The following is a 10,895-nucleotide window of genomic DNA, read 5'->3' on the forward strand; positions in this document are numbered from 1 at the left end:
GTCCGGGACCCGGAGCCGCTCAGAACAGCGGTTCCGGCAGCACGCCCTCCAGGGCGAGCAGTCTTCGCTTGGTCTCCAGGCCGCCGCCGAAGCCGCCGAGCCCGCCGTCGCTCTCCACCACGCGGTGGCACGGCACCACCACCGGCAGCGGATTGGCGCCCATCGCCGCCCCCACCGCCTGCGCCGCCGCCGGCTGGCCGACGCGCCGCGCCAGCTCGCCGTACCCGACCACCGTCCCGTACGGGACGCCGGTGGCCAGCTCGCGCAGCACCTGGCGGTTGAAGCCGGTCGTCAGCGACCAGTCCAGCGGCAGGTCGAACGCGCGCAGCGCCCCCGCGAAGTACCGCTCCAGCTGCCGCGCCGGCTCGGCGAGCAGCCCCGTGGCGCACTCGACGGCCGGGCCGCCCAGCTGCTCGGCCAGCCGCTCCGGCATCCGCGCGCCGCGGTCCCGGCCCGCGTGGAACCCGACCCGCACGAGCCCCCGCCCGGTGGCCGCCAGGAAGAGCGGGCCGATGCCGCTCTCCACCACCGCCCACTCGGCGCGCGGGCCGCGCGGTCCGTCCTCGATGTCCATGCCCTCACCGTACGGCCCGGCACCGACAGCCGGGGCCGGACGCCCTTTTCCGGTCACGCCCCGCCGACGTCCGTCAGCCAGAACGGTCGTTCGGCGGCGATCCGGCGGCGGGACCCCCTCCCGAGGTCACGGACCGGTCTCGCTCCGGTCTCACGACCGGAAAATCGCCGGTCAGGTGCCCGCGGAACCCTCGGCGGGCCATAATCTCGCCCCGGTAGTACTACCCAGCGGTACCGACTGTTTTCGGACGTCCATGCGCCAGGGGTGGGAGGGCACACGCTCATGCAGGGCACGGTCGACGGATTCAGCTACGGGGTCGTCACGCCGGTGGCGGCCTTCCTCATGGCCTGCCTCGGCGGCGCCCTGGGGCTGAGATGCACGACCCGCTCGCTGCGTCACCGGGACTCCTTCAAGGCCGGCTGGCTGGCCCTCGGCTCCACCTCCATCGGCACCGGCATCTGGACGATGCACTTCATCGCCATGATGGGCTTCACGGTCGAGCAGGCGCCGATCGACTACGACCGGCCGATCACCTTCGCCAGTCTCGCCGTCGCCATCGTCATGGTCGGCATCGGCATCTTCATCGTCGGCTACCGGGGCGCCACCGCGCTCACCCTCGTCACCGGCGGCACCATCACGGGTCTCGGCGTGGCCACCATGCACTACCTCGGCATGGCAGGGATGCGGCTGCCCGGCCGGATCGAGTACGACACCCTGACCGTGGCCCTCTCCGTGGTCATCGCCGTCGTCGCCGCCACCACCGCCCTCTGGGCGGCGGTCTCCGTCCACGGCTTCCTCGCCAGCCTCGGGGCCAGCCTCGTCATGGGCGTCGCCGTCAGCGGCATGCACTACACCGCCATGGCGGCCGTCAGCGTCCACCTGCACGCCGCCTCCGCCGCGCCCACCGGCGCCACCACGGGGTCGATGCTGCTGCCCATGCTGATCGGCCCGGCGGTCTTCCTCATCCTCGCGGCCGTCGTCGTCATGTTCGACCCGCTGCTCGTCATGGGCGACCCGGACTGGCAGCGGACCCCGGCCCGCTCCCCGTACCGCCCCGGCGTCCCCGCCCCCCGGCACGTCCCCGGCTACGGCCGGCCCGCGAACCGGACCGCCCGTTCCGGCGGACGCGGCTTCCGGAGGTCCGTCCCGCGCGGCGGCCATGGCTCCCAGGACTGGTGAGGCGCCGATCAGCACCCGACTGTCGGTGGCGGGTCGTACGGTGGTGGCATGCGGCCCGTTTCCAAGATCGAACGTTCGGTGGCGCCCTTCGAGGTCGTCTCCCCCTACCAGCCGAGCGGTGACCAGCCGGCGGCCATCGCCGAGCTGGACAAGCGCATCCGCGCCGGCGAGAAGGACGTCGTCCTCCTCGGCGCCACCGGCACCGGCAAGTCGGCCACCACGGCCTGGATGATCGAGAAGCTCCAGCGCCCCACCCTGGTCATGGCGCCGAACAAGACCCTGGCCGCCCAGCTGGCGAACGAGTTCCGCGAGCTCCTGCCCAACAACGCGGTCGAGTACTTCGTCTCGTACTACGACTACTACCAGCCCGAGGCGTACGTCCCCCAGTCGGACACCTACATCGAGAAGGACTCCTCGATCAACGAGGAGGTCGAGCGGCTGCGCCACTCCGCCACCAACTCCCTGCTCACCCGCCGGGACGTCGTCGTGGTCGCCTCGGTCTCCTGCATCTACGGCCTCGGCACCCCGCAGGAGTACGTGGACCGCATGGTCCCGCTCAAGGTCGGCGACGAGATCGACCGCGACCAGCTCCTCCGCCGCTTCGTCGACATCCAGTACACGCGCAACGACCTCGCGTTCACCCGCGGCACCTTCCGGGTCCGCGGCGACACCATCGAGATCTTCCCCGTGTACGAGGAGCTCGCCGTCCGCATCGAGATGTTCGGCGACGAGATCGAGGCGCTCTCCACCCTCCACCCGCTGACCGGCGAGATCATCAGCGACGACGAGCAGCTGTACGTCTTCCCCGCCAGCCACTACGTGGCCGGCCCCGAGCGCATGGAGCGGGCCGTCAACGACATCGAGCGCGAGCTCGACGGCCGCCTCAAGGAGCTGGAGAAGCAGGGCAAGATGCTGGAGGCCCAGCGTCTGCGCATGCGCACCACCTACGACATCGAGATGATGCGCCAGATCGGCTCCTGCTCCGGCATCGAGAACTACTCGATGCACTTCGACGGCCGCGAGCCCGGCTCCCCGCCCAACACCCTCCTCGACTACTTCCCCGACGACTTCCTCCTCGTCATCGACGAGTCGCACGTCACCGTGCCCCAGATCGGCGCCATGTACGAGGGCGACGCCTCCCGCAAGCGGACCCTCGTCGACCACGGCTTCCGGCTCCCCTCCGCCCTCGACAACCGCCCGCTGAAGTGGGAGGAGTTCCAGGAGCGGATCGGCCAGACCGTCTACCTCTCCGCCACTCCCGGCACCTACGAACTCTCCCGGGGCGACGGCTTCGTCGAGCAGATCATCCGCCCCACCGGCCTCGTCGACCCCGAGGTCGTGGTCAAGCCCACCGAGGGCCAGATCGACGACCTGGTCCACGAGATCCGGCTGCGCACCGAGCGGGACGAGCGCGTCCTCGTCACCACCCTCACCAAGAAGATGGCCGAGGACCTCACCGACTACTTCCTGGAGCTCGGCATCCAGGTCCGCTACCTCCACAGCGACGTCGACACCCTGCGCCGCATCGAGCTGCTGCGCGAGCTGCGCTCCGGCGAGTACGACGTCCTCGTCGGCATCAACCTGCTCCGCGAGGGCCTCGACCTCCCCGAGGTCTCCCTCGTCGCCATCCTCGACGCCGACAAGCAGGGCTTCCTGCGCTCCGGGACCTCCCTCATCCAGACCATCGGCCGCGCCGCGCGCAACGTCTCCGGCCAGGTCCACATGTACGCCGACACCATCACCCCCGCCATGGCCCAGGCCATCGACGAGACCAACCGGCGCCGCGAGAAGCAGGTCGCCTACAACAAGGAGCACGGGATCGACCCCCAGCCGCTCCGCAAGAAGATCAACGACATCGTCGCCACCATCGCCCGCGAGGAGGTCGACACCGAGCAGCTGCTCGGCACCGGCTACCGGCAGGGCAAGGACGGCAAGGGCGCCAAGTCCCCGGTGCCCTCGCTCGCCGCGCACGCCCCGAAGGCGGCGAAGGCCGGCAAGGCGGGCGCCAAGGCCGGCTCGACGCTGGAGCTCGGCGACCGCCCCGCCGCCGAACTGGCCGGAGTCATCGAGGAGATGACCGAGCGGATGCGCGCCGCCGCCGCGGAGCTGCAGTTCGAGGTGGCCGCCAGGCTGCGGGACGAGGTCGCCGAGCTGAAGAAGGAGCTGCGGCAGATGAAGGAGGCGGGACTGGCGTGACCCGTGGCGGCCCGGTGTGTTGCAAGACCGACACAAAACCGGGCCGCGCCCGGCACGTTGTCAGTGGTCCTGCGTAGGGTGCTGCCACAACGACGAGAGGGGCAGCGCGTGACGGTCAACATGACCAAGGGGCAGGCCATCAGCCTGGAGAAGCAGGGCGGGGGCAGCCTCAACCAGGTGCGGATGGGGCTCGGCTGGCAGGCCGCGCCGCGCCGGGGGCTCTTCGGCTCCCGCACCCGGGAGATCGACCTGGACGCCTCCGCGGTGCTCTTCGCCGAGAAGCAGCCCGTGGACGTGGTCTTCTTCCGCCACCTGGTCAGCGACGACGGCTCCGTCCGCCACACCGGTGACAACCTCGTGGGCGGCGTGGGCCAGGGCGGCGACGACGAGGCCATCCTCGTCGACCTCCAGCGGGTGCCCGTCCACATCGACCAGATCGTCTTCACGGTGAACTCCTTCACCGGACAGACCTTCCAGGAGGTGCAGAACGCCTTCTGCCGGCTCGTCGACGAGACGAACGGCCAGGAGCTGGCGCGCTACACCCTGGACGGCGGCGGCCAGTACACCGCGCAGATCATGGCGAAGGTGCACCGGGCCGGCACCGGCTGGCAGATGACCGCCCTGGGCAACCCGGCCAACGGCCGCACCTTCCAGGACCTGATGCCGGCGATCCTGCCCCACCTGTAGGCGGACCCGCGGGGCGGACTCCGCCGCCCCGCCGCCGCACCGCAGCTCCCGACGGGCACCGGCCCGCCGGGAGCTGTCCCGCGTGACCGCACGACCGCACGACCGCACGACCGCATGACGACGCCGTGGCAGCGCGCCACGACCGCATGACCGACCCGAAGCGCCGAGGGGAAACAGAGTCCAGATGACGGCCGAGCTGGTCCGGGGGCAGAACCACCCCCTGCCCGACACCCGACTCGAACTCCGGGTCTCCGCCGGACACCCGGTCGTCGCCGGGGCGACCCTCGGCGACGAGCGGGGCCGCGTCGGCGGCGCCGAGTGGATCGTCCACCCCGGCGCCCCCGTACGCCCCGGGGTCGAGGTGCCCGGCGAGGCCGCGGCCGAGCACCGCGTCGCCGTGGACCTCGCCGCCCTCCCGGACGCCGTGCACCGGCTCTCCCTGCTGCTCGCGCTGCCGCCGGGCGGGAGCGGCCCGGCCCGCTTCGGCACCGCCGCCGCCCCCTTCGTGACCGTCGCCGACCCGGCGGGCGCCGCCGTCGCCACCTACACCATCACCGGTCTCGACCGGGAGTCCGCCGTCGTCGCCCTGGAGCTCTACCGCCGCCAGGGCACCTGGAAGGTCCGCGCGGTCGGGCAGGGGTACGAGGGCGGGCTCGCCGAACTCCTCGCCGACCAGGGCGCACCGGCCGCCGCCGACCTCGCCGCCGCCGTCCTGGACGCGCTCGCCCCCGCCGTCGCCCCGGTGCCGCCGCCGGTCCCCGAGACCGCCCCGGCCGACCCCTCCTCCTCCACCACCACGATCAGCTACGCCCACCCGGGGCGCCGCCCGGCCGCCCCGGCGGCCGGTGCCGGAGCCGTACCGCCGCCGTCCGAGCCGCCGTCCGAGCGGCCGGACGCGCCGTCGGCCGAGTCCCGGCCGGCGCCCGTCGCCGGGGACGCCAGCGGGTGGACCATGGACGAGCGGCTCTACAACCAGGTGTGGGGCATGTTCGAGGACCTGGCCAGGACCGTCGCCGCCTACCGCAGCGCCCGCGACTTCGCCGACCACCGCCTCGACCGGGCCGTCGACCAGGTCCTCGCCGACCCGAGCACCCGGGTCGGCGCGGCCGGCGACGCCGCGCGGGCCGCCGCCCGGGCCACGCACGAGGAGCTGATGGGCCGGGCCCAGGAGGTCCTCGACCGGGACCTCGCGCAGCTCACCGCCGAGTCCGAGGTCGTCGAACCCGCCCTGCCCGTCGCCTACGCCCGCTGGGACAACCCCGTCTGGCACGCCTACCGGACCCCGGAGGAGCCCCCGATGGCGGTCCGCCTCGGGGACCTCCACGTCCCCGAGCGGAGCGCCCTCAGGATCCCCTTCCTGGTCCGGCTCCCGCTGGAGCGCGGCCTCTGGGTGGACTCGGGGCCCGGGCGCACCTCCGCCGCCGGCCTCCTCGACGAGGCGGAGCTGCGCCGGCTCGCCCTGGACAGCGCCGTCGCCCACACCGCCCGGCTGCTCGCCGCCCACCCCGCGGGCTCCCTCGCCGTCCACGTCCTCGACCCGGCCGGCGGCGGGGCCGCCGCCTTCGCGCCGCTCGTCGAGACCGGGGTCCTCGCCGGCCCGCCGGCCCGGGGCGCGGCCGGGGTCACCGACGTCCTCGCCCGGCTCACCGAGCGGGTGGACCTGCTGCAGATGGCGGTGCGCGGCGACGCGTCCGAGGACCTGCCGCCCGGCTTCGACCCGGCGCGCCAGCTGCTCGTCGTCCACGACTTCCCGCACGGCTTCGACGACCGGGCCGTCACGCGGCTCCGCTACCTCGCCGACGAGGGCCCCTCGGTCGGCGTCCACCTGCTGATGGTCGCGGACCGGGCCGACGCCGCCGCGTACGGGCCGGTCCTCGACCCGCTGTGGCGTTCGCTGCTCCGGCTCACGCCGGTGCCCGACGACCACCTCGCCGACCCGTGGGTCGGCCACGCCTGGACCTACGAGCCGCCGACGGTCCCGCCGGGAAGCGCGGTGCTCTGGCAGGTGCTCGGCCAGGTGGGTGAGGCGCGCCGGCGGAATTCCGGCTGATCCCGCCCCGCCGCGGTAAAGGACTCCGACCTGCGCTTTTGAGTCACCTTTACCCTTTCCTTTACCTTCTCTTGGGTCTTCGGGTACTCTCTTTCTCAGCGGAGGGGAGTACTCCCCATGCGCGGCGTACCCGTCAATACGGACGGATCAAGGACATCCGGTCCCGGGGCGTCGGCCCGGCGGGCGTGTGTCACGGCCCCGGGTGGAAGAGACCTCCGGCAGCGACGACGCTGATCAGCCGTACGACGCCGGAGGCGCAGTGGACGTATCGATGACCATCTGGGTGCTGACCATTCTCGGTCTGGGCGCCCTGATCGCGGTCGACTTCTTCATCGGGCGCAAGCCCCACGACGTGTCGATCAAGGAAGCCGGAATCTGGACCGTCGTCTGGATCGTGCTCGCCGTGCTCTTCGGCATCGGCGTCTCGATCTGGGGCGGCGGACAGGCGGGCGGAGAGTTCTTCGCCGGCTTCATCACGGAGAAGTCGCTCAGCGTCGACAACCTCTTCGTCTTCATCCTGATCATGGCGAAGTTCTCCGTGCCGAGCCACCTCCAGCAGCGGGTGCTGCTGGTCGGCGTGCTCATCGCCCTCGTCCTGCGGGCGATCTTCATCGCGGCCGGTGCCGCGATCATCGCGAGCTTCTCGTGGGTCTTCTACCTCTTCGGCGCCTTCCTCATCTACACCGCGTGGAAGCTCGTCAAGGAGGCCATGACGGACGAGGACGAGGACGACTGGGACGAGAACCGCCTCCTGAAGTCCATCGAGAAGAAGTTCGGCGTCGCGGACCGCTACCACGGCACCAAGCTCTTCATCGTGCAGTCCGGCAAGAAGGTCATGACGCCGCTCCTGGTCGTCATGCTCGCCATCGGCATGACCGACGTGCTGTTCGCGATGGACTCGATCCCCGCGATCTTCGGCCTCACCCAGGACCCGTACATCGTCTTCACCGCCAACGCCTTCGCCCTCATGGGTCTGCGTCAGCTGTACTTCCTGATCGGCGGCCTGCTGAAGAAGCTGGTCCACCTCAGCTACGGCCTGTCGGTGATCCTCGGCTTCATCGGCGTCAAGCTGGTGCTGCACGCGCTGCACGAGTCCGGCGTCCACGTCCCCGAGATCTCCATCCCGGTCTCCCTCGCGGTCATCTGCGGCGTCCTGGTCATCACCACGATCACCAGCCTGATCGCCTCCAAGAAGCAGTCCGAGAAGGCGGCCGCCGAAGCGGCGGAGCAGTCCGGCAAGGACAGCATCGACGCCTGACCCTCCCACGACACGGCGACGGCCGGCCCGGGCATCGCGCCCGGACCGGCCGTCGCCGTCTCCGTACGCCCCCGTCAGACGGTCGCGCCCTCCACGGCCTCCTCGGGCCGCCGCTCCGGCAGCGTCTCCGGAAGCAGGGCGAAGCAGCCGAGGCTCACCAGGGCCACCACCGTCAGATAGGCCGCCACCCCCCACGGCGGGCCCGAGCCGCCCTCCGACAGGGTCGTGGCCACGATCGGGGTCAGCGCGCCGCCGAGGACCCCCGCCAGGTTGTAGCCGACCGCGGCCCCGGTGCAGCGGATCCGGGGCTCGTACAGCTCCGGGAGGTACGCGGCGACCACCGCGAACATGGTGATGAAGGCCAGCAGCGCCCCCAGGAACCCCAGGAACATCAGCAGGGGCTGCGCGGTGTGCAGCAGCGCCACCATCGGGAACATCCACACGGCCGCCGCCGCGCACCCCGCGAGGCAGAGCGGCCTGCGCCCCCAGCGGTCGCCGAGCAGGGCCAGGAAGGGCGTCGCGGCGCCCTTCACCGCCACCGCGGCCATCACGCAGACCAGCATCACGGTGCTGCTCACTCCGAGCCGCTCGGTGCCGTAGGCCAGGGCCCAGGTGGAGACCGTGTAGAAGATCGCGTACCCGACGGCGAGGGCGCCGGCGGTCAGCAGCACCAGCCGCCAGTGGTCGCGGGCGACCTCGGCGAGCGGCGCGTTCGCCCGCCGCCCGGACGCGGACAGCTCCTCGAACTGCGGGGTCTCCGCGAGCGAGGAGCGCAGCAGCAGGCCGAGGGCGGCGAGCAGGCCCGCCGCCCAGAACGGCACCCGCCACCCCCAGGAGCGGAAGTCGGCGTCGCTCAGGCCCGCGGTGAGCGCCAGCATCACCCCGTTCGCCAGCAGGAAGCCGACCGCCGGGCCGATCTGCGGGAAGCTCGCCCACAGCGCGCGGCGGTGCGGCGGGGCGTGCTCGGCGGTCAGCAGGACGGCGCCGCCCCATTCGCCGCCGAGGCCGAGCCCCTGGAGGAAGCGGAGCAGGAGCAGCAGCAGGGGAGCGGCGACACCGATGGCGTCGTACGTGGGGACACAGCCGACGGCGACGGTGGCGCAGCCGGTGAGCAGCAGCGAGGCGAAGAGCACCGGCCGGCGCCCGTGCCGGTCCCCGATGTGCCCGAAGAGGACCGAGCCCATGGGGCGGGAGAGGAAGCCGATGGCGAAGGTGCCGAAGGCGGCGAGGGTCCCCGCGAGCGGGGAGAACGTCGGGAAGAAGAGCGGCCCGAGGACGAGGGCGGCGGCCGTGCCGTAGACGAAGAAGTCGAAGAACTCGATGGCGGTGCCGACGAGCGAGGCGCCGGCGAGCCGCGCCATCGACGGCGGACGGGCGGCCGCCGGCGGCGACGGAGTGTGACTGGGGTGCATGTGCCGCCAACTACCCGCCCGCCGTCCGGGTTACGGGGGCGTACGGGAGTGCCCCCGGCGTCACCGGGGGCGCTTCGGCGCCGGCCGGCTCACCAGCCGCGCTCGCGCCACTCCGGGAGGTGGGGGCGCTCGTCACCGAGCGTGGTGTCCTTGCCGTGGCCGGGGTAGACCCAGGTCTCGTCCGGCAGTGCGGCGAAGAGCTTGGTCTCCACGTCGTGCAGGAGGCTCGCGAAGGCCTCCGGGTCCTTCCAGGTGTTGCCGACCCCGCCGGGGAAGAGGCAGTCGCCGGTGAAGAGGTGCGGGTGGCCGTGCGGGTCGTCGTAGACGAGCGCGATCGAGCCCGGGGTGTGGCCGACGAGCCGGCGGGCGGTGAGCTCGACCTCGCCCACGCGGATCGTGTCGCCGTCCTCCACCGGGACGTCGGTGGCGACCGGGATGCCCTCCACGTCGTACGCGCCCGCGTAGGTGGTCGCGCCGGTGGCGGCGACGACCTGGGCCAGGGCCTGCCAGTGGTCGCCGTGCCGGTGCGTGGTGACGACGGCGGAGATGCCGTCGTCACCGATCAGCGTGAGCAGGGTCTCCGCGTCGTTGGCCGCGTCGACGAGCAGCTGGGCGCCGGTGGCCCGACAGCGCAGCAGGTACGCGTTGTTGTCCATCGGGCCGACCGCGACCTTGGAGATCATCAGGTCCTTCAGCTCGTGGACGTCGGCCGGACCGCCCACCCTCACCGCTCCGCTGTACGTCATGGCCTCAGCCTAGCCCCGGCCGCCGACACCGGTCCCGGTGAACCCGGGGCTACAGCGGCGGGAGCTGGGGGAGCGGGCCGCCCTCGGTCTTCAGGGCCGAGCCGTCGCGGCGGCCGGCCAGCCAGCCGAGCAGGTCGGGAGCGGGGCCGGTGACGACGACGCCTTCCTCGTCGGAGGCGGCACCGGTCGTCCAGGTGCGACCGTCCTGTGCCCACAGGACGGTCCGGGGCACGTTCCCCATGGTGGTGAAGCGCTCGGCGAGGAAGTCGATCTCGCGCCCGACGAACTCGTCGGGGAGGTCCTCCAGCTCGTAGCCGCAGTCGAGGTCGACGTGGTGCAGGGCGACCTCGACCCAGCGGCGGAAGGGGATCCGGGAGGCGCTGTCGGTGATGCCGTTGCGCAGCTCGACGACCCGGTTCCAGTCGGCCGGGGCGGCGGCCGCGGCGCGGAAGCCCTCGGCCGTGTCGCGGACGTCGGCGAGCTGGACGTCGAGGGGGCGGGAGGCGTCGCGCTCGATGTCGGCGTCGCGCGCCTCGGCGCTCGGGTACATGGGGCGGCCTTCGAGGACGTTCACCAGAGCCTCGGCGTTCCGGGCCAGGTGGGCGAGGACGTGGCCACGCGTCCAGCCCGGAAGCCGTGACGGCCGGGCGACGGACGCGTTGTCCCAGGAGGCGGCGTCGGTCAGCAGCCGCTCGGTCGCTTCGTGCAGGGAGGCGAGGTCGCGCTCGTGATCGATCATGGCGCCGACCCTAGCGCCGACCACTCGTTCGGGTGAAGCAGGCAGGCGATCGCC

Annotated in this window: 9 protein-coding genes; 5 read left to right on the forward strand and 4 right to left on the reverse strand. The window is 72.6% G+C overall.

All coding sequences use genetic code 11. The features are described 5' to 3' along the window. Positions 1 to 19: 19 nt before the first annotated feature. A complete protein-coding gene (locus tag AB0E19_RS07265) occupies positions 20 to 574 on the reverse strand; it encodes a methylated-DNA--[protein]-cysteine S-methyltransferase (RefSeq protein WP_362174643.1) in 555 nt (184 codons plus the stop codon). A gap of 282 nt (positions 575 to 856) precedes the next feature. On the opposite strand from AB0E19_RS07265, the gene AB0E19_RS07270 reads away from it, so the two are divergent. The 5 genes from AB0E19_RS07270 (at position 857) to AB0E19_RS07290 (ending at position 7,944) form a co-directional block, all read left to right on the forward strand. Beyond that, positions 857 to 1,753, forward strand: coding sequence for an MHYT domain-containing protein (locus AB0E19_RS07270; protein ID WP_362174646.1), 897 nt, complete (start codon positions 857 to 859; stop codon positions 1,751 to 1,753). A 48-nt stretch (positions 1,754 to 1,801) separates the two neighbouring features. Next, entirely contained in the window at positions 1,802 to 3,949 is a 2,148-nt protein-coding gene (gene uvrB / locus AB0E19_RS07275; protein ID WP_362174649.1) for an excinuclease ABC subunit UvrB, read from the forward strand. Positions 3,950 to 4,057: 108 nt separating this feature from the next. Beyond that, positions 4,058 to 4,636: a TerD family protein gene (locus tag AB0E19_RS07280; protein WP_360600617.1), complete on the forward strand. Its 579-nt coding sequence runs from the start codon at positions 4,058 to 4,060 to the stop codon at positions 4,634 to 4,636. Between the two features lie 184 nt (positions 4,637 to 4,820). Next, positions 4,821 to 6,686, forward strand: coding sequence for a TerD family protein (locus tag AB0E19_RS07285; protein ID WP_362174653.1), 1,866 nt, complete (start codon positions 4,821 to 4,823; stop codon positions 6,684 to 6,686). A gap of 271 nt (positions 6,687 to 6,957) precedes the next feature. Further along, a complete protein-coding gene (locus AB0E19_RS07290) occupies positions 6,958 to 7,944 on the forward strand; it encodes a TerC family protein (protein WP_362174656.1) in 987 nt (328 codons plus the stop codon). 74 nt (positions 7,945 to 8,018) lie between these two features. Here AB0E19_RS07290 and AB0E19_RS07295 read toward each other — a convergent pair whose 3' ends face one another. From AB0E19_RS07295 to AB0E19_RS07305, 3 genes are all read right to left on the reverse strand, one after another. Next, positions 8,019 to 9,305 (reverse strand): MFS transporter, encoded by a 1,287-nt coding sequence (locus tag AB0E19_RS07295; RefSeq protein WP_362174911.1) that lies wholly within the window; start codon positions 9,303 to 9,305, stop codon positions 8,019 to 8,021. Between the two features lie 140 nt (positions 9,306 to 9,445). Beyond that, positions 9,446 to 10,102: an MBL fold metallo-hydrolase gene (locus AB0E19_RS07300; RefSeq protein ID WP_360600623.1), complete on the reverse strand. Its 657-nt coding sequence runs from the start codon at positions 10,100 to 10,102 to the stop codon at positions 9,446 to 9,448. 49 nt (positions 10,103 to 10,151) lie between these two features. Further along, positions 10,152 to 10,841: a maleylpyruvate isomerase family mycothiol-dependent enzyme gene (locus tag AB0E19_RS07305; RefSeq protein WP_362174659.1), complete on the reverse strand. Its 690-nt coding sequence runs from the start codon at positions 10,839 to 10,841 to the stop codon at positions 10,152 to 10,154. Positions 10,842 to 10,895 lie beyond the last annotated feature (54 nt).

Origin of the sequence: Streptomyces sp. NPDC047974 (assembly GCF_040653375.1) — a bacterium.
Lineage (GTDB): Bacteria > Actinomycetota > Actinomycetes > Streptomycetales > Streptomycetaceae > Streptomyces.

Excerpts from the sequence above, each read along its gene's own strand:
- AB0E19_RS07305 (WP_362174659.1), bottom strand. The coding sequence starts at position 10,841 with ATGATCGATCACGAGCGCGACCTCGCCTCCCTGCACGAAGCGACCGAG.
- AB0E19_RS07295 (WP_362174911.1), bottom strand. The coding sequence starts at position 9,305 with ATGGCGCGGCTCGCCGGCGCCTCGCTCGTCGGCACCGCCATCGAGTTC.
- AB0E19_RS07265 (WP_362174643.1), bottom strand. The coding sequence starts at position 574 with ATGGACATCGAGGACGGACCGCGCGGCCCGCGCGCCGAGTGGGCGGTG.
- AB0E19_RS07290 (WP_362174656.1), top strand. The coding sequence starts at position 6,958 with ATGACCATCTGGGTGCTGACCATTCTCGGTCTGGGCGCCCTGATCGCG.
- AB0E19_RS07300 (WP_360600623.1), bottom strand. The coding sequence starts at position 10,102 with ATGACGTACAGCGGAGCGGTGAGGGTGGGCGGTCCGGCCGACGTCCAC.
- AB0E19_RS07270 (WP_362174646.1), top strand. The coding sequence starts at position 857 with ATGCAGGGCACGGTCGACGGATTCAGCTACGGGGTCGTCACGCCGGTG.
- AB0E19_RS07285 (WP_362174653.1), top strand. The coding sequence starts at position 4,821 with ATGACGGCCGAGCTGGTCCGGGGGCAGAACCACCCCCTGCCCGACACC.
- uvrB (WP_362174649.1), top strand. The coding sequence starts at position 1,802 with ATGCGGCCCGTTTCCAAGATCGAACGTTCGGTGGCGCCCTTCGAGGTC.